This is a genomic window from Streptomyces sp. NPDC004732 (assembly GCF_040609235.1).
Lineage (GTDB): Bacteria > Actinomycetota > Actinomycetes > Streptomycetales > Streptomycetaceae > Streptomyces.
Genome location: NZ_JBEXJR010000011.1, coordinates 78,333 through 102,437, shown reverse-complemented (window position 1 = coordinate 102,437; position 24,105 = coordinate 78,333). Strand labels below are relative to the sequence as shown.

General features: G+C 71.4%; 17 protein-coding genes. 12 read left to right on the top strand and 5 right to left on the bottom strand.

Features of this window, described 5'->3' with window-relative positions; translation table 11 throughout:
- Positions 1-146: 146 nt before the first annotated feature.
- The 3 genes from ABZV77_RS30950 to ABZV77_RS30940 form a co-directional block, all read right to left on the bottom strand.
- On the bottom strand, positions 147-893 hold the full coding sequence (locus tag ABZV77_RS30950) for an AfsR/SARP family transcriptional regulator (RefSeq protein WP_356263860.1): 747 nt from the start codon (positions 891-893) through the stop codon (positions 147-149).
- 120 nt (positions 894-1,013) lie between these two features.
- Positions 1,014-1,508 carry a flavin reductase family protein gene (locus ABZV77_RS30945; protein ID WP_356263859.1) on the bottom strand — a complete coding sequence of 165 codons (495 nt, stop codon included), beginning with the start codon at positions 1,506-1,508 and terminating at the stop codon, positions 1,014-1,016.
- A 12-nt stretch (positions 1,509-1,520) separates the two neighbouring features.
- Positions 1,521-2,480: an NAD(P)-dependent oxidoreductase gene (locus ABZV77_RS30940; RefSeq protein ID WP_356263856.1), complete on the bottom strand. Its 960-nt coding sequence runs from the start codon at positions 2,478-2,480 to the stop codon at positions 1,521-1,523.
- A 535-nt stretch (positions 2,481-3,015) separates the two neighbouring features.
- On the opposite strand from ABZV77_RS30940, the gene ABZV77_RS30935 reads away from it, so the two are divergent.
- The 12 genes from ABZV77_RS30935 (at position 3,016) to ABZV77_RS30880 (ending at position 17,688) form a co-directional block, all read left to right on the top strand.
- Positions 3,016-3,273 (top strand): phosphopantetheine-binding protein, encoded by a 258-nt coding sequence (locus tag ABZV77_RS30935; RefSeq protein ID WP_356263853.1) that lies wholly within the window; start codon positions 3,016-3,018, stop codon positions 3,271-3,273.
- Between the two features lie 5 nt (positions 3,274-3,278).
- On the top strand, positions 3,279-4,457 hold the full coding sequence (locus ABZV77_RS30930) for an acyl-CoA dehydrogenase family protein (RefSeq protein ID WP_356263850.1): 1,179 nt from the start codon (positions 3,279-3,281) through the stop codon (positions 4,455-4,457).
- A complete protein-coding gene (locus ABZV77_RS30925) occupies positions 4,454-6,238 on the top strand; it encodes a class I adenylate-forming enzyme family protein (protein ID WP_356263847.1) in 1,785 nt (594 codons plus the stop codon). Before ABZV77_RS30930 ends, ABZV77_RS30925 begins: the two co-directional genes overlap by 4 nt.
- Positions 6,231-7,418 carry an acyl-CoA dehydrogenase family protein gene (locus ABZV77_RS30920; RefSeq protein ID WP_356263845.1) on the top strand — a complete coding sequence of 396 codons (1,188 nt, stop codon included), beginning with the start codon at positions 6,231-6,233 and terminating at the stop codon, positions 7,416-7,418. The genes ABZV77_RS30925 and ABZV77_RS30920 overlap by 8 nt, the downstream gene beginning before the upstream one ends.
- Positions 7,419-8,219 carry a bifunctional 2-polyprenyl-6-hydroxyphenol methylase/3-demethylubiquinol 3-O-methyltransferase UbiG gene (ubiG, locus tag ABZV77_RS30915; protein ID WP_356263842.1) on the top strand — a complete coding sequence of 267 codons (801 nt, stop codon included), beginning with the start codon at positions 7,419-7,421 and terminating at the stop codon, positions 8,217-8,219. It begins immediately after the preceding gene.
- The gene (locus ABZV77_RS30910; protein WP_356263839.1) at positions 8,219-8,698 is read left to right on the top strand and encodes a hypothetical protein; all 480 of its coding nucleotides are present in this window, start codon (positions 8,219-8,221) and stop codon (positions 8,696-8,698) included. Before ubiG ends, ABZV77_RS30910 begins: the two co-directional genes overlap by 1 nt.
- Positions 8,698-9,759: a type III polyketide synthase gene (locus ABZV77_RS30905; protein ID WP_356263837.1), complete on the top strand. Its 1,062-nt coding sequence runs from the start codon at positions 8,698-8,700 to the stop codon at positions 9,757-9,759. Before ABZV77_RS30910 ends, ABZV77_RS30905 begins: the two co-directional genes overlap by 1 nt.
- A 114-nt stretch (positions 9,760-9,873) precedes the next feature.
- Positions 9,874-10,806, top strand: coding sequence for a methyltransferase domain-containing protein (locus ABZV77_RS30900; protein ID WP_306334013.1), 933 nt, complete (start codon positions 9,874-9,876; stop codon positions 10,804-10,806).
- Entirely contained in the window at positions 10,803-12,278 is a 1,476-nt protein-coding gene (locus tag ABZV77_RS30895) for an aminotransferase class III-fold pyridoxal phosphate-dependent enzyme (protein ID WP_356263834.1), read from the top strand. The genes ABZV77_RS30900 and ABZV77_RS30895 overlap by 4 nt, the downstream gene beginning before the upstream one ends.
- A 64-nt stretch (positions 12,279-12,342) precedes the next feature.
- Positions 12,343-14,106, top strand: coding sequence for an AMP-binding protein (locus ABZV77_RS30890; protein ID WP_356263831.1), 1,764 nt, complete (start codon positions 12,343-12,345; stop codon positions 14,104-14,106).
- Positions 14,103-15,386, top strand: coding sequence for an FAD-dependent oxidoreductase (locus ABZV77_RS30885; protein WP_356263828.1), 1,284 nt, complete (start codon positions 14,103-14,105; stop codon positions 15,384-15,386). Before ABZV77_RS30890 ends, ABZV77_RS30885 begins: the two co-directional genes overlap by 4 nt.
- Before the next feature lie 82 nt (positions 15,387-15,468).
- Positions 15,469-17,688, top strand: a complete 2,220-nt coding sequence (locus ABZV77_RS30880) for an MMPL family transporter (protein WP_356263826.1) — start codon at positions 15,469-15,471, stop codon at positions 17,686-17,688.
- A gap of 120 nt (positions 17,689-17,808) precedes the next feature.
- Here ABZV77_RS30880 and ABZV77_RS30875 read toward each other — a convergent pair whose 3' ends face one another.
- Both ABZV77_RS30875 and gltB read right to left on the bottom strand, forming a co-directional pair.
- On the bottom strand, positions 17,809-19,269 hold the full coding sequence (locus tag ABZV77_RS30875) for a glutamate synthase subunit beta (protein ID WP_356263823.1): 1,461 nt from the start codon (positions 19,267-19,269) through the stop codon (positions 17,809-17,811).
- The gene (gene gltB / locus ABZV77_RS30870; RefSeq protein WP_356263821.1) at positions 19,262-23,848 is read right to left on the bottom strand and encodes a glutamate synthase large subunit; all 4,587 of its coding nucleotides are present in this window, start codon (positions 23,846-23,848) and stop codon (positions 19,262-19,264) included. Before gltB ends, ABZV77_RS30875 begins: the two co-directional genes overlap by 8 nt.
- Positions 23,849-24,105: the final 257 nt, after the last annotated feature.

Below are 24,105 nucleotides of genomic sequence, written 5' to 3'. Positions count from 1 at the left end.
CACACCAGACCTAGGCGGTCTAGACCCATTGGTATAAGCGGCCGAACCGTAATGAGGGTTGCGACTGACGCAACATACGCTCATACCATTGCGCCCCATGCAACGCATCCGTTGCATGGGGCGCCGTTTTCGGAAGATCTGTCCGGCTACGGCATGTCGATCGACGCGCTGGAGGCCAGAACGGCCTGGTGAAGGTTGTGCACCCAGGGCGAGGTCTCCAGACCGAGGTCCCGCCGCAGGGCGCGGTGCAGTTGCTGCAGGACGTCGAGCGCCTGCACCCGCCGCCCGGAGCGGTAGAGGGCGAGGGTCAGTTTGGCGTGCAGATGCTCGCGCGTCGGGTGCTCGACCGCCAAGGCGCTGAGCTCCCCGATGAGTTCACGGTGTCGGCCGAGGCGCAGATCGGCGTCGATCCGGTGCTCCTGGGCCGTGACCCGTTCCTCCTCCAGATGGACGACGTGCCGACGCAGCACCGGCCCGTGCCGCACGTCCGCGAGCGCGGGGCCCCGCCACAGGTTCAGGGCCTCGGCCAGCCGGTCGGAGGCCTCGCGGTCGTCCGTCTTGAGGAGTTCCTTGCCGGTCCGCAGGAGTCCGGTGAACTTCTCGGTGTCCAGATCACCGGGGCGCGTGACGAACAGATAGCCGCCGTCCCGGGTCTCCAGGATGCTGCGCGCGGCCGGGAGGCTGCCCACTCCGGGCACGCTCTTGAGGGCGTGGCGGAGCTGGAGTATGTGGGACTGGAGCGTGGCGCGGGCGGCGTCCGGCGGGTCCTCGCCCCAGAGCTCGTTGACGCACGTATGGATGGGTACCACTCGGTTGGAATTGAGCAGGAGCAGGGCGAGCAACTGACGTTGTTTTGGTGCCGTAGGAATGTATGACTTACCCCCGTCAGTCATTTCCAGCGATCCGAGAACCTGGAACTGCATTGTCAACACACCCTTCGTCAGGCCCGCCCACATCCCCCTGGGGGCGGGACCCTTGCACACTGAATTCTGACAGAAATCAGAAGCAGCGGGTCAATTCCCGACAGGACTTTCACATATGAGTTTTGTGAAACGTCCGCGGTGAAATACGAGCGGAGCATTCCGCTCCGCCGCGTCACCGTCCACCGTCTCGGCGATGACGAGTTCGTGGTCCCCGGCCGGGTGTACGGCCGAAACGCGGCAGTCCAGCCAGGCGAGGGCGTCGCCGGGCACCGGGTGGCCGCCGGGGGTGCGGGCCCACTCCCGCCCGGAGAAGCGCTCCGCGCCGGGGGTGCTGAACGACCGGCAGAGCTCCTCGTGCTCTTCCCCGAGTATGGAGACAGCGAATGCGTCGGACCGCAGGAGGGCGGTCAGGGTCGGCGACCCCGTGCGTAAGCAGAGGGAAATGAGCGGAGGTTCGAGCGAGACCGAGGTGAAGGAATTCACGGCCATGCCCATGGGAACACCGCGCGGCGGCTGCAGAGTGAGCAGCACCACTCCCGTGGCAAACCGCCCGAGTATGTCGCGGAAAGGATGCTTCTCCAACATCGGCCGTCCTTTCTAACGGTTCGGCGTACTCGCACCGAGTTCGGCGGCGAAGCCCTCGCGCCAGCTCGCGCGGGACGGCTGCCAGCCGAGTCCGCGGGCGGCCAGGCCGTTGTCCGCACCCTGGAGTTCGTTCATGAAGGCCACGCCGTAGGACCCGATCATCGGGCGCACCAGCCACACGGGGACGCGCATCGGCGCCTTCGCGCCGAGCACGCGCGCGAGTTCCGGCAGCCAGGCCGACACCGGCGCCGGGTCGTCGTCGACGATGTTGTACGTGGCGCCGCGCACTACGTCCGCGTCGCCTTCCAGGGCCTTGAGTACGGCGGCGGCCGCGTCCTGGGCATGGATGAAGGAGAAGACGGCGTTGCCCTCGCCGACCAACGGCAGCATCCGCTTGCGGACCTGCTGGGTGAAGTTCCCTTCGCGGTCGAAGGCGGAACCGGGTCCGTACAGGTGACCGAAGCGCAGGACCGTGCCGCCCTCACCGGTCGTGCGCTCCTCCAGTTCCCGCAACGCCGCGACGACGGGCCGGAATTGCTCCGGTCCCGTCGTCCACAGGGGGGACGTCTCGTCCCGCAGACCGCCGTCGGGGGCCGGCCGGTACCCGAAGGCGACGCTCTCGCCCACCATGCGCTGGACGCCCGCCGCCTTGGCCGCGTCGACGAGGTTGCGGGTGCCCCGGGTGCGCAGCAGGTTCGTCGCGGCGAAGTCCCGGTCGAGCCGCCGGGAGTCGACCTTCCTGGGGATCGCCGTGAGGAGGTTCACGACCGCCTCGGGCTCGGCCCGCACGACCGCGGCGGACAGCCCCTCCGCGTCCAGGGCGTCGGCGCGGACCGCCCGCACCCCGCTGCCCGACGCGGCGGCGCGCTCCGGATTGCGGGCGAGAGCGATCACCTCGTGCCCCTTGTCCGCCAGCAGACCGGTCAGCTGTCGGCCGATGACACCAGTGGCACCGGCGACCAGAACGCGCATGTCTCTCTCCTTGACTTCGTCGACGTGAAGCGCGGGGGAGCAGCACCGACCCTGAGTGGCTCTCCCCCGTACGGCTGCTCGCCGGGCGCGGGTCGCGGCCCCGGCGACCTCGGCGTGCACTGGCCGACAGCCCTTCAATTTGCTTCACAGTAGCCAAGCCCGACCGGATGCTCACAGGCTCGTGCCACTGTTTCAGCCAGAGTCCACGGAGGCGCGAGCGAAACTAGAGGCTCCGGCCATGGGACCGTGCCAGGGCCGTGGACGACGGTTCGCACCGCCCGTGACGAGCCGTCATGACCCGCTGTGCGCGCATCTTCCGCGTTCCGTCAGTGAGGCCCCGCACCCTCGCTCACCAGTCAGAGAGCGGACTCCGGGCGGCCATGGAGCCGCCCCTTGCGTTGCTCCAGCAATCCTTCAGTGAACGCACAAGCACTCTGCAGCCGCCCTGGATGTGCGTGGTGCAGCATCGGCACATCCCACGGAGACACGGAGCCCTGGAGGACGTGTGTCAGCCAAAGACGAAGTGTTGCGGAGCGTGACCGGACACATCGAGGCGATCAGACCGACGTTGCGACGCGACGCGATCACCCCCGCCGCCTCCCTCGCCGCCGACCTCGGCCTGGACTCGATGGATCTCGTGGAACTCGCCGCGCGCATAGCCGCCGACCGCCCCGCCTTCGACATGAACGCGTGGCTGTTCGAGGCGAGCGCCCCCGGCATGGACTCCCTGGGCTCGCTCGTCGCGGCCCTGGGGAGGCAATCCGAGTCCCGACCCGATGCGAAGCAGGTGTGAGAGCCATGACCGCCGGACACGTCCGTCCCAGCGCTGTCGACATCGCACGCGAGCTCGCGCCGTCACTGGCCGACCGCGCCGCGGAGCACGACCGCGAAAGCAGCTTCCCGCACGAGAACTTCGACAAGCTGGTCTCCAGCGGTTACACCGCACTGACCGTGCCCAAGGAACACGGCGGCGGGGGCATCACCCTGGAAGAGCTGTGCCGGGGCCAGGAGATCCTGGCCGGCGCGTGCTCCTCCACCGCCTTCGCCGTGAACATGCACATCCACGGCCTCGCCATGATCGCCGCGATGGACCAGGAGGACCGGCACGCCTGGGCGTACCGGGCCGTGGTCCAGGACGGCGCCGTCATCGCGGGCGGGTTCAGCGAGCCGGGCATCGGGGGCAACTGGTGGCACCCGACGACCGCCGCCACGCCGGTCGAAGGCGGTTATCTGCTCAACGGCCGCAAGGGCTTCTTCACCGGCTTCCCCGCCGCCACGCTGCTCTTCGTCTCGGCGGCCGACAAGGACGACCGGGGACGTCCGAAGCCGCTCGGCTTCCTCCTGCCGCGCCCCGAGAAGGGCGTGGAGGTCATCGCCGAATGGGACGCGGCGGGCATGCGGGGCACCGGCAGCCACGCGCTGGAACTGAAGGACCTGTACGCCGACAGCCGTTACCTCATCGGTGACGCGGGTCAGCTGCCGCTGATGTTCATGCGCGGCGTGCACTGGGCGTGGTGCAGCTTCGCCTCCGTCTTCCTCGGCACCGCCCAGGCGGCGCTCGACTACGTCGCGGCCGCCCAGCGGGAGCGCAGGCTCGCGGTCCTCGACCGCACCATCGCCCACCTGCCGGGCGTGCAGTTCCGCGTGGCGGACATGGCGACGAAGCTCGCGGCGGCCCGCGCGCACCTGTACGCGGCCGTCCGGGCCGACCACTCGGTGGACGTGGACCCGCTGGGCCATTACATCGAGATGAGCGTGATGAAGAACGCCGTCTGCAAGCTCGCCCACGAGGTCGTCACGCTGGCGCTGCAGGTGCAGGGCGGCTCCGCGCTGAGCTCGAAGAACCCGCTCCAGCGCATGTACCGCGACGTGGTGGCCGGACTCCTGGTGCCGCCCAACTCGGACCTGACCGCGGAGTGGTCGGGCAAGCAGTCCCTCGGCGTGCCGGTCCTCGACGAGCCCCGGTGGGGCGGGTGAGCCCGGCGGCGCGTCGCACCGCGGTGCGACGGGCCCTGCCGACGCCGCTCGCCCGGCTGCGCAACCTGGTCACCTTCGACATCACGCGGCTCTACGAGACGCTCGCCGCCGACCACGGCGACCGCCCGCTGCTCGTGCCGCCCACCCCGCTGGAGTACCCGGGTTACGACACCGCAGAACTGACGGGGCGGCAACTGCGGGACGTGGGCCACCGGATCGCCAACGCGCTGCGGGCGGCGGGCGTCACCACCAACACCCGCGTGGTCATCGTGAAGCGGGACCACCCGGACTACCTGCTCTACCTCTACTCGGCGATCGCGGCCGGTGCCGTACCGGTCAGCGTCAGCCCCGGTACCGGCTGGGCGTACGCGACGGCGGTGGCGGAGCGGGCCGGGGCGCGTTTCCTGATCTCCGACGCCGCGACCCTCGGGGCGCCCGGCGGCGCCGAGCACGTGGGCCGCATGCTCGACGAGGGCACCACCGTGCTCGCCGTCGGCACACCGTCCGGCGCGGACGGCGACGCCTGGTGGGCCGGGCGCGAGGGCGTCGTCGACTTCGTGGACGCCGTCACCGCGGCCCCCACGACGGCCCCGCCACGGCGGCGGATCGGCAAGGACACACCGCTCGCGCTGTTCCACACCTCGGGGACCACCGGGTCGCCCAAGCTCTGCATCTGGAGCCGCCGCAACACGTACCGCATCTGGAAGCCGATGATGCCGGTGCTGCCGGTGGGCAGCGGATCGCGGGCCATGCTCGGGGTGCCCTTCTCGCACCAGATCGCGTTCGCCCTGGGCACGGCCGTGCTGCTGTGCGGTGCGCGGATGAGCACGGCCTCGCTGTACGACCCCCGCGCGGCGCTGCGCAGGATCGAGGAGGAGCGGATCAGCTGCGTCATGGCCTTCCCGCACCTCTACATGCGCATGGCAGGCGAGGACCTGGACGCCTACGACCTCAGCTCCATGAAGGTGTGGGCCGTCGGCGCCGACAAGGCGCACGCCCCCCACATCGCCGCGCTGACCCGGCACGGTTCGCTGCGGCTGCCCGGACGGCCGCGCGGCTCGGTCTTCCTCGACTCGTACGGCTCCACGGAGATCGGCGCGGGCGGGATCATGCAGGTCTGGCTCCCCGGCGACGTGCCCGAGCCGTGCGTCCAGGGCAAGCCCATGCCCACGCAGTTCGGCGTGCGCATCGTCGACGAACGGTGGCAGCCGGTGCCGGACGGCGCCCCGGGACGCATCCTGGTGCGCAGCACCTCGCACTTCGACGGGTACTGGGACGACCACACCCGCTGGGCCGAGTCCCGGATCGACGGCTGGTGGTGGGGTGGCGACGTCGGCCGCATCGACGGCAAGGGCCGGCTCGTCTTCCTGGACCGCGAGGCGGACTCGGTCCGCACCGGGGCGGGTGTGCTGTACGGCCTGCCCGTGGAGGAGCGGCTGCTGACCCATCCGCGCGTCCTGGAGGCGGCGGTCTTCTCCGCCGCGACCGACCCGCGCACCGGAGTCGGGCGCGCCGAGGCCTGGGTGGCGCCCAAGGGCGTACTCACCCGTGCCGACCTGGCCGCCCTCGACGAGTCGGACCGGCTCGTCCTGGAGAAGGAACTGCTCGCCCTGGCGGGCGACACGGGAGAACGACCGGGCCTGGCCGCGGTACGCGTGGTCGCCCTCGAACAGATCCCCGTCGGCGTCACCGGCAAGGTCCTCAAGCGCCGGCTGCGCGAGCTCACGGCCACCGGGGACGAGCTCACGTCCACAGAGAAAGGCAACAGCACCGATGACTGATCAGTCGCGTGAAACCGAGTGGGAGCGGCTGCGCACGGCCGCCCGGGAGCTGGCCGTCACCTTCGAGGAGCGCAGCCTCGCCCACTACGAGAGCGGCTCGTTCGTGGCCGCCAACATCAAGGATCTGGTGGCGTCCGGCATCACCGCCATGAACGTCCCCGTCAAGCACGGAGGCTTCGAGGGCACGCTCGCCGAGAACGTGGAGATCCTCAAGACCATCGCGAAGGGCTGCGGTTCGACCGCGTTCACGCTCTCCATCCACGCGGTGCTCACCGGTTCGCTGCGCGGCGAGGTCGACTCGGAGGTCAGCGCCCGGCTCAGCACCGCCCTCCTGGACGGCGCCTTCGTGGTGGGCCCGTTCACCGACGAGAACTCCGGCAGCAACTGGGTGCTGCCCTCGACGACGGCCAAGCGCGACGCCGACGAATTCGTGATCGACGGGATCAAGCACTTCTCGACGGGGTGCGAGGCGGCCACCCACATGGTGATCACCGCGGGCCTCGACGACGACCACCTGGAGCCGCCGTTCAACCTGGCCGCCTTCCTGGTGCCCACGGGCGACACCGACAAGATCACCGTCAAGCATCCGTGGACCGGTTTCGCGATGCCGATGACGGGCTCGCACTCGCTCGCCATCGAAGGGGTGCGGGTCTCGCAGGACGACATGCTGCTGCCCGAGGGCCTGACACCGCTGTACGTCATGTCCCGCCAGCAGTGGGGCAGTTACTGCTTCACCGCGGTCTTCCTCGGCCTGGCCCAGCGGGCGTACGAGATCGCCGTGCAGACCACCGTCGGGCGCTCCAACAACGCGGTGGGCGACCTCGCGAAGCTGCCCGGCATCCAGTTCGCCGTCTCCAGGATGCGCTCCTCGCTCGCCACCATGGAGGCGCTGCTCGACGAGTACGCGACCGAGCACGTCGACCCCGGCGACGACCTGCCCGCGTTCGTCGCCGACACCTGCGTGCCGAAGTACTTCGTCACCAACGAGGCCGAGCACGTCGTCGCCACCGCCTTCGAGGTCATCGGCGGCAGCGGCATCCGCAAGGGCGGCCGGATCGGGCAGATCTGGCGGGACATCAAGGCAGGGCCGCTGCTGCCGCTGACCAACGACCTGTGCCGCGAGTACATCGGCAAGACCGTCCTCGGCATCGACCCGCTCGCCACGCCGAGGTGGGTGTGAATGGGCGCCGTCGCGACCGCACCCGCCATCGACAACGAGTACTACGACGAGGTCGGCGAGGCCTGGTGGGACAGTGAGGGGCCCTTCCGTGCCCTGCACGAGATGAATCCGGTCCGGCTCGGCCACTTCCACGAGACGCTGGGCCGCCACTACCCGGACCGGGCGCCGGGAGACCTGCGCGTGCTGGACCTCGGCTGCGGCGGTGGGCTCCTCAGCGAGGGGCTGGCCCGCCGGGGCTACCGCGTGACGGGCGTCGACATCTCCGAGGGCTCCCTCGCGGTGGCCCGGACCCACGCGGCCCGGCACGGCGTGGAGGTGGAGTACCGCAGCGGTTCCGCGTACGCGCTGCCCTGCCCCGACGCCTCCTTCGACGCGGTCACCGCCTCCGACATCTTCGAGCACCTCGACGATCTGGAGCAGGCGCTCGCCGAGATCCACCGGGTGCTGAAGCCGGGCGGCACGGTGCTCTTCGACACCATCAACCGCACGGCGCGCAGCTATCTGGTCTCGATCCTGCTGGCCCAGCGCCTGCTGAAGGTGGTCCACCCCGGCACCCACGTGTGGCGGATGTTCATCCGGCCCGCGACGCTGCGCCGCACGTTCGAGGCCGCCGGGCTGCGGCCCGCCTCGGTCGCGGGCATGGTGCCGGCCCGGCCGCTGCCCGGCGTGCTCCTTTCGCTGCTGCGCGGCCGCGGGCTCGGCGGCTTCACCATCGCGGGCGACCTGTCCAACAGCTACATCGGGCACGCCGTCAAGGGGCGCCCGCTCCACGAGAACCGCACCACAACGGGAGGACACTGATGGTCTGGATACGCGCAGCGAGCAAGCACGGCGACACGGTCCGCGCGGACCTCGACCGGCTGCGGACCTTCCTCGCCGATGTCGGCGCCTCGGGACCGCTGATGCCGACCGTCGTCGAGCTCCGGGACGAGGGCGAGGGGGTCTTCCGCTACGAGCTGGAGGAGTTCGACAACGGTGCCGTCAGCCTCGCCCCCCGCTACCAGGTCCGCTTCGACGCCTCCGATCCCGCGCAGATCAGCTGGGAGCCGTACGGGGAGCACTCCTTCAAGTCGTGGGGCGTCTTCCGCACCTCGGCCGGCGTGGACGGGGAGTCCCAGTTGGAGATCGAGACGCGCAGCGAGATCGACGTGCCCGTGGCGGCGGTCATGGCCGTCCTCGTGGAGCCGTTCGCCCAGTCCTCCATGGACGAGGTGACGGAGGGGTTCCTGGCGGCGCTGAAGCGGCACGCGGAATCCTGGAACGGGCCGGAGGACGCGTGATGTCCCCCACCGCGGGCGCCCGCATCCTGGGTCTCAGCACCGCCCACCCCGGCCTGCCCCTTGCCCAGGACGAGCTGTACGAGACCTTCTACGCCGACTTCTACCGCGAGGTGCCCAACGCGGAGGAGATCTTCAAGGCCACCCAGGTCCGGACCCGGCACATGGCCTGGGACCCCCGCGAGCACTTCGCGGGCCGCACCGCGCCGAGCATGTCGGAGCGCATGCGGGGCTGGGAGGAGAACGTCCTGGCGTTGGGCGCGGAGACGGTGGGCTCGGTCCTCAAGGGGGTCGACACCGCCGACGTCGGCTCCTTCACCATGGCCAGCTGCACCGGGTACGCGGGCCCCACCCCGGAGATGCTCCTCGCCAAGGAGTTCGGCCTGCCGGTCCACCTGCGGCGCACCTTCGTCGGGCACATGGGCTGCTACGCGGCGTTCAACGCCCTGAAGGTGGGCCTGGACGCGGTGACGGCCCGCCCCGACGAGCTCGCCGTGGTGAGCTGCTGCGAGATCTGCTCGCTGCACGTCCGGCCGGAGATGACGAAGGAACAGGTCGTGGTGCACGGCCTGTTCGCCGACGGCGCCGCCGCGGTGCTGCTCGGGCCGGACGACGGCCAGGGACCGGCAATCCTGCGCACCCACACCGAGACGCACTACGCGACCTCCGAGGCCATGACGTGGCGGGTGCAGGACGACGGCTTCCGGATGACCCTGTCCCCCTACGTCCCGGCGATCCTGTCGGGAGCCGTCGAGTCCTTCGTGGAGAACCTGCTGCGGCCGATGGGGCTGAGCCGGCACGACGTGCGGCACTGGGGCGTCCACCCCGGCGGCCCCAAGATCATCGACCTGGTCGGGGCGCGCCTCGGGCTCACCGAAGCCCAGCTCGCCGCGTCCCGGCACATCCTGGCGAGCCGTGGCAACTGCTCGTCGTCGACCGTCCTGCTCATCCTCGAACAGCTGCTGGCCGGGGTGCACGACGCGGTGCCCAGCCCCGGCGAGTTCGGCGTTCTGATGGCGTTCGGCCCGGGTCTGACCATGGAGTCGGCCCTGGTCCGCTTCTGACGCACTGCTGACGCGCTTTGACGCACTGTCGACGCGCTCTGACGCGCTTCTGTGTGGCGCGGCACGTCCCGCCGCCGCCCGCCCGAGCAGATCACCCCTTACGGAGCCGTACTGATGACAACGCACGCATCCAGCACACCGGCGGGTCTCGAACCGACCCGCGACCTGCCCGCTCTGCACCACGCCATCAAGGACCACTACGACGGTCTGATCGAGCTGTACGAGGACCTGTGGGGGGAGCACATCCACCACGGGTACTGGGCCAAGGGCGAACCCGACCCGGGCCGCCACGCCGCGCAGAACCGGCTCGCCGACGAACTGGTCGCCCTCGCCGACATCCCCCGGGGCGCCCGGGTCCTGGACGCCGGCTGCGGTGTCGGGGCCTCCGCGATCCGGCTCGCCCAGCAGCTCGACTGCCGCGTCGACGCCATCACGCTCAGCGCCGAGCAGGTCCGCCGGGGCACCGAGAAGGCCGCGGAGGCCGGCGTCGGCGACCAGGTCACGCTGCGCTGCATGGACGCCATGAAGACCGAGTACGAGGACGGCACGTTCGACGTCGTCTGGGCGCTCGAGAGCTGCGAACTCATGTGGGACAAGAAGGAGTTCCTGCAGGAGTGCAAGCGGGTCCTCAAGCCGGGCGGACGGCTCGTGGTCGCCACCTGGTGCGCCAGGGACGAGTCCCTCAAGCCCGCCGAGGTCCGGCTCCTGCACCGCATCTACCGCGACTTCGCGGTCTCGCACGTCCTGCCGCTGCGGCGCTACGAGCAGCTCTGCGCCGAGGTGGGCCTCACCGGCGTCACCACCGCGGACTGGACCAGCGAGGTGCGCGACACCTGGAAGCTGTCGACCGACATCGTCAAGCCCGTGGTGCGCGACCCCTCCTACGTGTGGAAGCTGGTCCGCGCCAAGGGCGTCGACGTCTTCCGCTTCCTCAACTCGGTGCCGCTGATGCGCCAGGCGTACGACCGCGGGGTCATGCGCTACGGAGTCTTCACCGCCACCCGCCCCGCCGACGACACCGTCGCGTCCCGGAAGGACCTGGCATGAGCGCCCCCGTCACACCCACCGTGCAGGACCTGGTCGCCGATCTGCTCACCCAGTCCTGGGTCGTGGAGCTCTTCACGGAGCTGAGCGAGCGGCAGGCGGAGTCGACCCGGCTGGTCGAGCGGCTCCGCGCCCGCGACGTCACCAACCACGCGTTCTGGCCCTTCCACGCGCCGCCGATGCCGGTGTCCATGCGGAAGGCGGAGGGCTCCAGGGTCACCGACGCGGACGGCAACACCTACATCGACACCCACCTCGGCTTCGGCGCCCAGGCGCTGCACGGCCACAACCCGCCCTCCGTGGTGGAGTTCGTCCGCGACCGGATGGGCACCGGTACGGGCAACGGCTACTTCCAGACCATCGAGCTCGAACTCATCGAGCTGCTCGGCTCGTTCATGCCACACATCGAGAAGTACGCCTTCCTCAACTCCGGCACCGACGCCACCGCGGCCGCGATCCGCATGGCCAGGGCGCGGACGGGCAAGCGCATGGTGGCGAAGTTCGAGGGCTCCCTGCACGGCGTGCACGACCTCGCCGCGCACAACACGGCCTTCTGGTACCACGGCCACCCCACGAACCCGCTGCCCGAGGTCGGCCCGGACGGCGTGGCGCTGCAGCCCGCGCTCGCGGGCGTCCACCAGGCCGACCCGCGCGACCTGCTGGTGCTGCCCAACGACCTGGAGGCCGCCACGAAGCTGCTGCACCGCCACCGGGACGACCTGGCGTGCGTCCTCGGCGAGGCCGTCTCCTCGTCGTTCCCCTTCGAGGAGTACACCGTCCCGCTGATCAAGGGCACGGCGCAGGAGGCCCGCAGGCTCGGCATCCCGTTCATCCTCGACGAGGTCCTGACGGGATTCCGGGTGGGTCCTGGCGGCGCCGCACAGGCGTACGGCATCGAGGCGGACCTGTACTGCTACGGCAAGGTCATCTCCGGTCTCGGTCTGCCGCTCTCCGCGGTGGGCGGCCGGGCCGACCTCCTGGAGACGGTGCAGTCGAGCGGCATGGCCCTGACCGACCTGGGCCGCAAGAGCAGCGTCCAGACCACCCACGCAGGCAACTACCTCTCGCTGTGCGCCTCTTACGCCTCGCTCAGCCTGCTGCGCGACAAGGGCGACGCCTACTACACGCGCACCCGCGGCAAGGTCGGCGTGATCCGCGAGCGGCTGGCCCGGCTGCGCGCGGAGGAGGGCATCCCGCTGCGGCTCCTCGGCTTCGGCGACTTCATCGGCTCGTTCGCCTTCCTGGAGCAGGAGAGCTACCGGGACTACCGGGACTTCACGGCCGCGGTCAACCCCATCGGTCTGTTCCTGCTGACCCTGATGCTGCGCCGACGGGGCGTCTACACGCTCAGCCTGCCGATGCTGTTCACCGGTGACGCGCACAGCGACGAGGACGTCGACGCGGTCTGCTCGGCGGTCGTCGACAGCGCCCTGGAGCTGAAGAAGCACGGCTTCCCCTTCGTCCTGCCGGTCTGACGGTTTCCGCTGCGCCGGATCGACGGAGCCCCACCGCGCGTACGCGCCGAGAACGGAGACACTGATGGCAAGTCCACCGCTGACCACGCGGTCGGTGCACCCTGACAGAGCGGACTGGCGGCCGGGCGGCCCGCTCGCCCGGCTCGTCCCCGAGGACACGGTCGGCGCCGCCCTCGCGGGCCGCCGCGAGCGGGCGCCCGACAGCGTCGTCAGCTACGTCCACGACCGCTCCGGTGTGCTCACCCGGCTGACGGCGGGCGAGCTGTGGGACCGGGCCTGCGCGGCGGCCGACGAGCTGCAGGCGCTGGGGGTCGGCGCCGGGGACACCGTCGCGCTGTGCGCGGACACCGGCCCCGATCTGGTCACGGCCCTGTTCGCCGCCATGCTGGCGGGCGCGGTGCCGTTCGTCGTGGAACCGCCGCTCAACGAGGCGCGGGGCGCCGTGTGGGGCGAGCGGTTCCGGCACATGGCCGCGGTGGCCTCGCCGCGGGCGCTGGTGTCAGGGCCTGAGCTCTCGTCCACGGTGCGGAGCGTCTGCGCCGACCTGCGGGTGCCGGTCCTGGAGCCGCCGTACGGCGCTGCCGGGGGGAGCCCTTCGACGCGGCGGCCCGCCCCCGTCGACGCGGACGCCCCCGCGTACCTGCAGTTCACCTCGGGAACCACGGGCGACGCCAAGGCCGTGGTGATCACCCACCGGCAGTTGTACGCCAACGTCGCCGCCATCGCGCGGCACGTGCCCTACCTGCAGAGCGACGTGATGGTCGGCTGGCTGCCCCTGCACCACGACATGGGCCTGGTCGGCACGGTCTTCTCGACCTTCCTCCACCAGATCCCCGTCGTCCTGATGCCGCCGCTCGCGTTCGCCTTCCGGCCCGAGCGGTGGCCGCAGGCGATCAGCCGGTTCCGGGGCACGCTGTCCCCGGCACCGAACTTCGCGTTCCACCTCTGCGCGGCGCGCGCCAAGGACGAGGGGCTCGCCGGGCTCGACCTGAGCTCCTGGCGGGTGGCCTTCAACGGCGCGGAGGCCGTCAGCTCGGCCACCCTCGACCTGTGGCAGCGGCGGATGGGCCCGCTTGGCTTCGCCGCCGAGGCCATGCAGCCCTGCTACGGCATGGCGGAGATCGGCATCGCCGTCACCCTGTCCGAGCCGGGGCAGCTGCCCCGGGTGCTGCACATCAGCCGCAGCGCGCTGGCCGGGACGGGCACCGTGGTGGCCGCGGAGCCCGGCGACCCGGACGCCCAGGAGGTCACCGCCGTGGGGCGGCCGCTGCCCGGCTACGGCGTCCGGGTGGCGGACGCCGACGGCAACGAACTGCCCGAACGGCGCCAGGGCCGGCTGATCATCAGCGGCCCCTCGCTCACCGAGCGGTACCTGACCGTGGACGGCGTCGGCGATCCGTCGCTGCGCCCGGACGGTCTGGACATCGGCGACCTGGGCTTCTACGCCGACGGCGACCTGTTCGTGACGGGCCGCGTCAAGGACCTCATCATCATCGGCGGCCGGAACTACCTGCCGTACTCCCTGGAGGCCGCCGCCGCGGAGGTGCCAGGCATCCGCAGGGGCGGTGTGGCCGCGGTCGGTGTGCCGCACCCGGAGCGGGGGACCGAGACCCTCCTGGTCGTGGCGGAGAGCGCCGCGGCCCACGACCCGGACCGCAGTCGCGCGCTGGCCGCCGACGTCGAGCGCATGATCGCCGCGCGCACCGGGCTGCGCCCGGACCGGGTCCACCTGCTGCCGCGCGGCAGGCTGCCCAAGACGCCGAGCGGCAAGCTGCAGCGGGGGCGGATCACCGCGCTCGCGGCGTCCGGCCTGCTGGACCCGGTGTGAGCGCCCGGTCCGGCACCGCGGTGCGCCGGGTCGTGGTGGTGGGCGGCGGCACGGCCGGTCTCATGACGGCGTGCGCCGCCGCCCGCGCCGGATGGCGGGTCACCGTCCTGGAGTCGTCGCGGCACCCCGGGGGCCGGGCCCGGGGCCCGGCCCTCGGGCCGCACCCCGTCACCCTGGGGCCGCGCGCCCTGTACAAGAGCGCGGGGTGGCGGATGCTGCGCCGCCTCGGGGTGCGGCCCCGCGGTGCGACCCCGGCGATGGGTGCGGCGCTCGCGCTGCGGCAGGGCGACCTCGTCCCCGGATACGCCACCCCTCAGGGGCTGTTGACGACTCCGCTGCTCTCGGTGCGGGAACGGCTTGCGGTGGTCGGGCTGCTCGGCCTGGCCCGCCCCGCGCCGGGCCTCGCCCCGTTCACCGGTGAGCAGTGGCTGGAGCGCAGGCTGCCGAGCGCCAGGGCGGCGGAGACGGTGTTCGCCCTGATGCGGATGATGGCGTACGTCGGCTCCCCCGCCCAACTGGGCGCGGACGCGCTGGCCGGTCGGGTGGCCGCCGCCCGCAGCGGCGTGCTCTATGTGGACGGCGGCTGGCAGTCGGTGGTCGACGCGCTGCTCCTGCTGGCCCGTCGGCTCGGTGTGGACATCCGCACCGGCGCCCGGGCCGTCGCGATGACGGCCGCGGACCGGAGGCCGCGGGTGCGCTGGGCCGAGGGCGGCGAGGAGCGCGAGGAGACGTGGGACGCCGCGTTCGTCGCGGGGCTGACCCCCTCGGCCGCGGCCCGGCTGCTCGGTGAGCCGGAGCCCGGCACGGGGCCCGGTCTCTCCACGGCCTGCCTCGACGTGGTGCTTGACCGGCTCCCGGTGCCCGCAGCCTCGCTGGTGTACGGCGTGGAGACCCCGGTGTACCTGGGCGCGGAACCGGCCGCGGCGCGGACCGCCCGTCCGCAGGGCGCCGTCCTGCACCTGGCCCGCTTCGACGACGGCACGCCGCGCAGCGCGGCGGACAACCGCAAGGAGCTGGAGCAGCTGCTCGACGTGGCGCAGCCGGGCTGGCGGCGCCATCTGGTCGAGGAGCGCTTCATGCCCCGGATGCGGACCATGGGGGCGTTGCCCCACCCGTCGCGGGGCGGGCTGCGGGGCAGGCCGGGGCCCGTGACCTCCGTGCCCGGGGTGTTCGTCACGGGCGACTGGGTCGGGGGCGAGGGCATCCTGCTCGACGCGGTCGGCGCGAGCACGCGGCAGGCGCTGGACGCGTGCCGGTCGTATCTGCGCGCCGAGGACTGATAATCCGTCAGAATCGGAGACCGCACAGACCGCACAGACCGCACAGACCGCACCAACACCGCCGGACGAAGGGGCCGTTGGGATGTTTTCCACCATCGCGGGGTGGCACCTGCGACGTCGGCGCGTGCTGCTCCTGCTCGCGCTGGTCGTCGCCGCGCTGGCCGGGGCCTTCTCCTCCGACGTGACCTCGCGGATGTCGAACTCGACGACCATCTACGAGGACGCCTCGCGCCCGAGCGTGACCGCGCGCCACACCATCAGCGAGGCGACCGGCACCGACCCCTCGCAGGGGTACGTCATCGAGGTGCGCACCGAGCGGCGCCTCTCCCCCGGCGATCCGGTGCCGGACGCCGTGGCGAAGGCACGCTCGGTGCTGCGGGCGCGGCCGGAGACCGTGACGGTCGCCGACTACACGTCCCGGGGGCCCGCCCTCATCTCCGACGACGGCCGCGGCACCCTCGTCGTGGCCGCTCTCGGGCCGCTGTCCGAGAAGCAGGCCAAGGACGGCACCGAGGCGGTCCAGGAGGCCATCGACGACGAACCGGCGCTGCGCGAGAGCGCGTTGCTCGGTGGCCCGACGGCCGCCCGGCACCAGGTCGGGGAGTTGTCGTTCTCGGATCTGGCGCGCGCCGAGCTGTTCGCGCTGCCGGTGCTGCTCCTCGTCCTGGTCCTCGTCTTCCGGGGTGTGGTGGCGGCGCTGCTCCCCCTGGTGGGCGCCGTCTTCACGCTGCTGCTCACCTTCGGCGGGCTCGCGGTGGCGGTCCGCGGCATGACGGTGGCCTCCGGGGCGATGAACCTGGCCACGGCGCTCGGGCTCGGCCTGTCCATCGACTTCAGCCTGCTGCTGGTGACGCGGTTCCGTGAGGAGCTGGCCCGCGGCCTCGGTCCCGCCGACGCGCTGCGGGTGTGTCTGGGCACCGCGGGGCGCACCGTGCTGTTCAGCGCGCTCACGGTCACGGCGGCGCTCGCGGCGCTGCTCGTCTTCCCGCAGCCCTATCTGCGGTCGATGGGACTCGCCGGAATCCTCACCACCGTGGCGGCCGCGCTGTTCGCCCTGCTGGTGCTGCCCGGACTCCTCGCCGCGCTGGGCACCCGGATCAACGCGCTGCCCCTGCGCAGGTCCCGCGGTGAGGCGGCGGCGGAGGAGGCGTCGGTGCGCCGTTGGCGCCGCCGTACGCAGTTCATCGTGGGCCGGCCCACCCTGTTCGGTCTGGGCGCGGTCGTCCTCCTGGTGGTGCTCGCCTCGCCCGCCCTCGGGGTCCGGTTCACCGGCGTCGACGGGACGTCGCTGCCGGACTCGGTCTCCTCGGGCCAGGTGGCCGCCTCGATGAAGGAGCACTATCCGCGCGCCTCGGCCCAGCCGGTCGTGGCCGTCGCGCAGGCCGGTCCGTCCAACCGGGCGCGGGTCGTCGCGTACGGGAAGCGGCTGGCGGCCGTCGACGGGGTGGCCTCGGTCGGCGAGCCGCGCCGGATCGACGCCGGGAACTGGCAGTGGGACATCACCGTGGAGGGCGCTCCGCTCGGTGAGCGGGCGCAGCAGGTCGTCGAGGACCTGGCGGCCGAGGAGACCGTGTCGCCGGGGTTGCCGGTCTCCTTCACCGGGGGCGCGGCCGACTTCCGCGACCAGCAGCGCAGCATCGGCGACCGGCTGCCGCTCGCGCTGACGCTGCTCGGCGTCACGACGTTCCTCCTGCTGTTCGCCTTCACGGGGTCCGTGGTGCTGCCCCTGAAGACGCTGCTGATGAACGTGTTGAGCACGGCCGCCGCGGTGGGAATCCTCGTGCTGCTCTTCCAGGGGCACACGTTCGAGGGGCTGCTCGGCTTCACGTCGCAGGGCGCCCTGGAGTCCACGGGCCCGTTGCTGCTCGCCGTGCTGGCGTTCGGGCTCTCCACCGACTACGGGGTGTTCCTGCTCGGCCGGATCATGGAGGCGCGCGCCGGGGGCGCCGCCGAGCGGGAGGCGGTCGTCACCGGGCTCTCCCGGTCCGGGCGCATCGTCACGTCGGCGGCCGCGCTGTTCTGCATCCCCGTCGCGGCGCTGGCGCTCTCCCGCGTCGTACTGATCAAGGAGCTCGGACTCGGCACCGCCTTCGCCGTGTTCCTCGACGCGGCGCTGATCAGGACCGTGCTCGTGCCGTCGCTGATGGCGCTGATGGGCTCCTGGAACTGGTGGGCCCCCGGTCCGCTGCGGCGGCTGCACACATCGTTGGGGCTCGACAGGCTCCACCGGGCGGAGACGTCGGCGGGGCTCCCGGAGCCCGAGCTCGTCGGCACGCCCGGTCCTGGCCCGTCCCGCGGCTGACGGCGCGCGACGCAACGACGCCCGCCCTGGTCCGGTCGGGGACGAGGCGGGCGTCGCTCAGTTCCGTACGCCGTTGTACGGGACGTATGAGGGGTCGTACGGAATCAACCGTACGCGGTACTAGACCGTCAGTGCGCGGTCCGTCGGGCGGATCGGGGCCGGGAGGTCGCTGGCGCCGGTGAGGAAGCGGTCCACACCGCGCGCCGCCGAGCGGCCCTCGGCGATCGCCCACACGATGAGCGACTGGCCGCGGCCCGCGTCACCGGCGACGAAGACGCCGGGGACGTTCGTCTGGAATTCGGCGTCGCGCGCGACGTTGCCGCGCTCGTCGAGGTCCAGGGCGAACTGGTCCACCAGACCGTTGTCGCGGTCCGTGCCCGTGAAGCCCATCGCGAGGGTGACGAGCTGCGCGGGGAGCTTGCGCTCCGTGCCCGGCTTCTGGGTCAGCTTGCCGTCGATGAACTCGACCTCGACGAGGTGCAGGAACTGGACGTTGCCGTCCTCGTCGCCCTCGAAGTGCGTGGTCGAGACGGCGTAGACCCGCTCGCCGCCCTCCTCGTGCGCGGAGGTGACCTTGTAGAGCATGGGGAAGGTCGGCCACGGCTGGTGCGGGGCGCGGTCGTCGCCCGGCTTCGGCATGATCTCCAGCTGCGTCACGGAGGCCGCGCCCTGGCGGTGCGCGGTGCCCACGCAGTCGGCGCCGGTGTCGCCGCCGCCGATGACGACGACGTGCTTGCCCTCGGCGGAGACGGGCGTGGTGACGTAGTCGCCCTCCTGGACCTTGTTGGCCAGGGGCAGGTACTCCATCGCCTGGTAGACGCCCTTGAGCTCACGGCCGGGGACGGGCAGGTCGCGGGAGGTGGTGGAGCCCGCGGCGATGACCACCGCGTCGTAGCGCCTGCGCAGCTTCGCCGCGTCGATGTCGCGGCCGATCTCCACGCCGGTGCGGAACTTGGTGCCCTCCGCGCGCATCTGCTCGATGCGGCGGTTGATGTGCCGCTTCTCCATCTTGAACTCGGGGATGCCGTAGCGGAGCAGGCCGCCGATGCGGTCGGCGCGCTCGTACACGGCGACGGTGTGGCCCGCCCGGGTCAGCTGCTGGGCGGCGGCGAGACCCGCGGGGCCCGAGCCGATGACGGCGACGGTCTTGCCGGAGAGCCGCTCGGGCGCCTGCGGCTTGACGTCGTTGGTGTCCCACGCCTTGTCGATGATGGAGACTTCGACGTTCTTGATGGTGACGGCCGGCTGGTTGATGCCGAGCACGCACGCCGCCTCGCACGGGGCCGGGCACAGACGGCCCGTGAACTCCGGGAAGTTGTTCGTGGCGTGCAGGCGCTCGGAGGCGGCGGACCAGTCCTCGCGGTACGCGTAGTCGTTCCACTCCGGGATCAGGTTCCCGAGCGGACAGCCGTTGTGGCAGAACGGGATGCCGCAGTCCATGCAGCGCGAGGCCTGCTTGGAGATGATCGGGAGGAGCGAGCCGGGAACGTAGACCTCGTTCCAGTCCTGGACGCGCTCGCCGACCGGGCGGGTCTGCGCGACCTCGCGGCCGTGGTTAAGGAAGCCCTTGGGATCAGCCATTGGTCGCCGCCTCCATCATCTTCTCGGTGATCTCGGTCTCGGAGAGACCGGCTCGCTCGGCGGCGTCCTTGGCGGCGAGCACTGCCTTGTACGTCCTTGGAATAATCCTGCTAAACCGCGCAACATGCTCAGGCCAGTTTGCGAGGAGCTTCTCGGCGACGGTGGAGCCCGTCTCCTCCTGGTGGCGGCGCACGACGTCGTGCAGCCACTGCTTGTCGGTCTCGTCGAGCGGCTCGACCGCCGCCAGGTTCCCGGCGTTGACGTTGTCGCGGTCGAGGTCGATCACGTACGCGATGCCGCCCGACATGCCGGCCGCGAAGTTGCGGCCCGTCTCGCCGAGGACCACCGCGTGGCCGCCCGTCATGTACTCGCAGCCGTGGTCGCCCACGCCCTCGGAGACCACGGTCGCGCCGGAGTTGCGGACGCAGAAGCGCTCACCGGTGCGGCCGCGCAGGAACAGCTCGCCGCCGGTCGCGCCGTACGCGATGGTGTTGCCCGCGATCGTCGAGTACTCGGCGAGGTGGTCGGCGCCGCGGTCCGGGCGGACGATGACACGGCCGCCGGAGAGGCCCTTGCCGACGTAGTCGTTGGCGTCGCCCTCCAGGCGCAGCGTCACACCGCGCGGCACGAAGGCGCCGAAGGACTGGCCCGCCGAGCCGGTGAAGGTGATGTCGATGGTGTCGTCGGGCAGACCGGCACCGCCGAACTTCTTCGTCACCTCGTGGCCGAGCATGGTGCCGACCGTGCGGTTGATGTTGCGGATGGCGACCTGCGCGCGGACCGGGTGGGCGTCCGTAGCGCTGGACGCGGCGAGGGCGTCGGCGGCGAGCTTGATCAGCTCGTTGTCGAGCGCCTTCTCCAGGCCGTGGTCCTGGACCGCGATCTGGTGCCGGACGGCGCCCGCGGGCAGCGAAGGCACGTGGAACAGCGGCTCCAGGTCGAGGCCCTGCGCCTTCCAGTGGCTGACGGCCTTCTCGGTGTCGAGGAGCTCGGCGTGGCCGACGGCCTCCTCGATGGAGCGGAAGCCGAGCTCGGCGAGGAGCTCGCGGACCTCTTCGGCGATGAACTCGAAGAAGTTGACGATGTACTCGGCCTTGCCGGAGAAGCGCTCGCGCAGCGCCGGGTTCTGCGTGGCGATGCCGACCGGGCAGGTGTCCAGGTGGCAGACGCGCATCATGACGCAGCCGGAGACGACGAGCGGCGCGGTCGCGAAACCGAACTCCTCGGCGCCGAGCAGCGCGGCGATGATGACGTCGCGGCCGGTCTTCAGCTGGCCGTCGGTCTGCACGACGATGCGGTCGCGCAGGCCGTTGAGCAGCAGGGTCTGCTGGGTCTCGGCGAGGCCGAGCTCCCAGGGGCCGCCCGCGTGCTTCAAGGAGGTCAGCGGGGAGGCGCCGGTGCCGCCGTCGTGGCCGGAGATGAGCACGACGTCGGCGTGGGCCTTGGAGACGCCCGCCGCGACCGTGCCGACGCCGACCTCGGAGACCAGCTTCACGTGAATCCGCGCCTGCGGGTTCGCGTTCTTCAGGTCGTGGATCAGCTGGGCCAGGTCCTCGATGGAGTAGATGTCGTGGTGCGGCGGCGGCGAGATGAGGCCGACGCCGGGCGTCGAGTGACGCGTCTTGGCGACCCACGGGTAGACCTTGTGCCCGGGCAGCTGGCCGCCCTCGCCGGGCTTGGCGCCCTGCGCCATCTTGATCTGGATGTCGTCGGCGTTGACGAGGTACTCGCTGGTCACGCCGAAGCGGCCGGAGGCGACCTGCTTGATGGACGAGCGGCGCGCCGGGTCGTAGAGGCGCTCCGGGTTCTCGCCGCCCTCACCGGTGTTGGACTTGCCGCCCAGCTGGTTCATGGCGATGGCGAGGGTCTCGTGCGCCTCGCGGGAGATGGAGCCGTACGACATCGCGCCCGTGGAGAATCGCTTGACGATCTCCGAGACGGGCTCGACCTCGTCGACGGAGATCGAGGGGCGGCCGGACTTGAAGCCGAAGAGTCCGCGCAGTGTCATCAGGCGCTCGGACTGCTCGTTCACGCGGCCCGTGTACTGCTTGAAGACGTCGTAGCGGCGGCCGCGCGTGGAGTGCTGGAGGCGGAAGACCGTCTCCGGGTCGAACAGGTGCGGCTCGCCCTCGCGGCGCCACTGGTACTCGCCGCCGATCTCCAGGGCGCGGTGCGCCGAGGGGACGCCGGAGGCGGGGTAGGCCTTGGCGTGCCGGGCGGCGACCTCCTGGGCGATGACGTCGAGCCCGGCGCCGCCGATCTTCGTCGTCGTACCGCTGAAGTACCGCTCCACGAAGGCCGTTTCGAGGCCGACGGCCTCGAAGACCTGCGCGCCGCGGTAGGAGGCGACGGTGGAGATGCCCATCTTGGACATGACCTTCAGGACGCCCTTGCCGAGGGCGTAGATCAGGTTGCGGATGGCCTCCTCGGCCCCGCCGTCGACCGACTCCAGGAACGTGCCCGCGCGGACGAGGTCCTCGACGGACTCCATCGCCAGGTAGGGGTTGACGGCCGCGGCGCCGAAGCCGATGAGGAGGGCCACGTGGTGGACCTCGCGGACGTCGCCCGCCTCGACGAGCAGGCCCACCTCGGTGCGCTGCTTGGTGCGGATGAGGTGGTGGTGGACGGCCGCGGTGAGCAGCAGCGAGGGGATCGGCGCGTGCTCGGCGTCGGAGTGCCGGTCGGAGAGCACGATCAGGCGGGCGCCGGCCTCGATGGCGGCGTCGGCCTCGGTGCAGATCTCGTCGATGCGGGCGGCGAGCGCGTCGCCGCCGCCGCTGACGCGGTAGAGGCCGGAGAGCGTCGCGGCCTTCATGCCGGGCATGTCGCCGTCGGCGTTGATGTGGATGAGCTTGGCCAGCTCGTCGTTGTCGATCACCGGGAAGGGCAGGGTGACGCTTCGACAGGACGCGGCGGTCGGGTCGAGCAGGTTGCCCTGCGGGCCCAGCGAGCTGTGCAGCGAGGTGACGAGCTCTTCACGGATGGCGTCCAGCGGCGGGTTGGTGACCTGCGCGAACAGCTGCGTGAAGTAGTCGAAGATCAGCCGCGGGCGGGCGGAGAGGGCCGCGATGGGGGTGTCCGTGCCCATGGAGCCGAGCGGTTCGCCGCCGGTCTTGGCCATCGGCGCGAGGATGATGCGCAACTCTTCCTCGGTGTAGCCGAAGGTCTGCTGGCGGCGCGTGACGGAGGCGTGCGTGTGCACGATGTGCTCGCGCTCGGGCAGGTCGGACAGCTCGATCTCGCCCGCTTCCAGCCACTCCTGGTACGGCTTCTCGGCGGCGAGGCCCGCCTTGATCTCGTCGTCCTCGACGATGCGGTGCTCGGCGGTGTCGACGAGGAACATCCGGCCCGGCTGCAGGCGGCCCTTGCGGACGACCTTCGCGGGGTCGATGTCGAGGACGCCGACCTCGGAGCCGAGGACGACGAGGCCGTCGTCGGTGACCCAGTAGCGGCCGGGGCGCAGGCCGTTGCGGTCGAGAACCGCGCCCACCTGCGTGCCGTCGGTGAAGGTGACGCAGGCCGGGCCGTCCCAGGGCTCCATCATCGTGGAGTGGTACTGGTAGAAGGCGCGGCGGGCCGGGTCCATGGAGGCGTGGTTCTCCCAGGCCTCCGGGATCATCATCAGGACCGAGTGCGGAAGCGAACGTCCGCCGAGGTGCAGGAGTTCGAGCACCTCGTCGAAGGACGCGGAGTCGGAGGCGTCCGGCGTGCAGATCGGGAAGATCCGGTCCAGCCTGTCCGACTGGCCGGTGGCGCCGAAGAGCTCGGAGGCGAGCTGCGACTCACGGGCCCGCATCCAGTTGCGGTTGCCCTTGACGGTGTTGATCTCACCGTTGTGCGCGACGAAGCGGTACGGGTGCGCGAGCGGCCAGCTCGGGAACGTGTTCGTCGAGAAGCGGGAGTGGACGAGCGCGACGGCCGTGGCGAAACGGCGGTCGGACAGGTCGGGGAAGAACGGCTCCAGCTGGCCGGTGGTCAGCATGCCCTTGTAGACGATGGTGCGGGACGAGAGCGAGGGGAAGTACGTCCCTGCCTCGCGCTCGGCGCGCTTGCGCAGCACGAACGCCTTGCGGTCCAGCGCCAGGCCCTCGGTGTCGCCGTCGGCGACGAAGATCTGCCGGAAGACGGGCATCGTCGAGCGGGCGGTGGCACCGAGAAGTTCGGGGGCGACGGGGACGTCGCGCCAGCCGAGGACGGTCAGGCCCTCTTCGGAGGCGATCGTCTCGATCTGTGAGACGGCTCCGTCGGTGGTACCTGCGGTGTCCACCGGCAGGAAGGCGATGCCGACGGCGTAGGCACCGGCCGCGGGGAGCTGGAACCCGGCCTCCTCGCGGAGGAAGGCATCGGGGACCTGGAGCAGGATGCCCGCACCGTCACCCGAGTCCGGCTCGGAGCCGGTGGCGCCGCGGTGCTCGAGATTGCGCAGTACGGTCAGCGCCTGTTCGACCAGTTCATGGCTGGCAACACCGGTCAGGGTGGCCACGAATCCGACACCGCAGGCGTCGTGTTCGTTGCGGGGGTCGTACATCCCCTGGGGGGCGGGGCGACCGTCCATGGGCGACCAGGCGTGGGTACGCATCGGCACTCCCGTCGTCGTCGGGGCAACTACATGTGGCAAGGGACGACGTTGGCCCTGGCAAAATTTCGTGCAGATTACATGATGGAACGCTTCTCGAAAAGCGGATAGCTGATTCCACCATGTGGACACCGCTCATGAAGGTGGGAGCGGTACGAAGGGGACCTCTGCGGACAGATCCATGACCACGGGCCCGGCGCGACACAGGCCTCATTGCCCGCAGCGCTTACGGCTCATGCCCCGTGATCACGGTGTCGAAA

Excerpts from the sequence above, each read along its gene's own strand:
- ubiG (WP_356263842.1), top strand. The coding sequence starts at position 7,419 with ATGGGCGCCGTCGCGACCGCACCCGCCATCGACAACGAGTACTACGAC.
- ABZV77_RS30905 (WP_356263837.1), top strand. The coding sequence starts at position 8,698 with ATGTCCCCCACCGCGGGCGCCCGCATCCTGGGTCTCAGCACCGCCCAC.
- ABZV77_RS30900 (WP_306334013.1), top strand. The coding sequence starts at position 9,874 with ATGACAACGCACGCATCCAGCACACCGGCGGGTCTCGAACCGACCCGC.
- ABZV77_RS30890 (WP_356263831.1), top strand. The coding sequence starts at position 12,343 with ATGGCAAGTCCACCGCTGACCACGCGGTCGGTGCACCCTGACAGAGCG.
- gltB (WP_356263821.1), bottom strand. The coding sequence starts at position 23,848 with ATGCGTACCCACGCCTGGTCGCCCATGGACGGTCGCCCCGCCCCCCAG.
- ABZV77_RS30880 (WP_356263826.1), top strand. The coding sequence starts at position 15,469 with ATGTTTTCCACCATCGCGGGGTGGCACCTGCGACGTCGGCGCGTGCTG.
- ABZV77_RS30930 (WP_356263850.1), top strand. The coding sequence starts at position 3,279 with ATGACCGCCGGACACGTCCGTCCCAGCGCTGTCGACATCGCACGCGAG.
- ABZV77_RS30920 (WP_356263845.1), top strand. The coding sequence starts at position 6,231 with ATGACTGATCAGTCGCGTGAAACCGAGTGGGAGCGGCTGCGCACGGCC.
- ABZV77_RS30910 (WP_356263839.1), top strand. The coding sequence starts at position 8,219 with ATGGTCTGGATACGCGCAGCGAGCAAGCACGGCGACACGGTCCGCGCG.
- ABZV77_RS30875 (WP_356263823.1), bottom strand. The coding sequence starts at position 19,269 with ATGGCTGATCCCAAGGGCTTCCTTAACCACGGCCGCGAGGTCGCGCAG.
- ABZV77_RS30945 (WP_356263859.1), bottom strand. The coding sequence starts at position 1,508 with ATGTTGGAGAAGCATCCTTTCCGCGACATACTCGGGCGGTTTGCCACG.
- ABZV77_RS30950 (WP_356263860.1), bottom strand. The coding sequence starts at position 893 with ATGACTGACGGGGGTAAGTCATACATTCCTACGGCACCAAAACAACGT.
- ABZV77_RS30895 (WP_356263834.1), top strand. The coding sequence starts at position 10,803 with ATGAGCGCCCCCGTCACACCCACCGTGCAGGACCTGGTCGCCGATCTG.
- ABZV77_RS30940 (WP_356263856.1), bottom strand. The coding sequence starts at position 2,480 with ATGCGCGTTCTGGTCGCCGGTGCCACTGGTGTCATCGGCCGACAGCTG.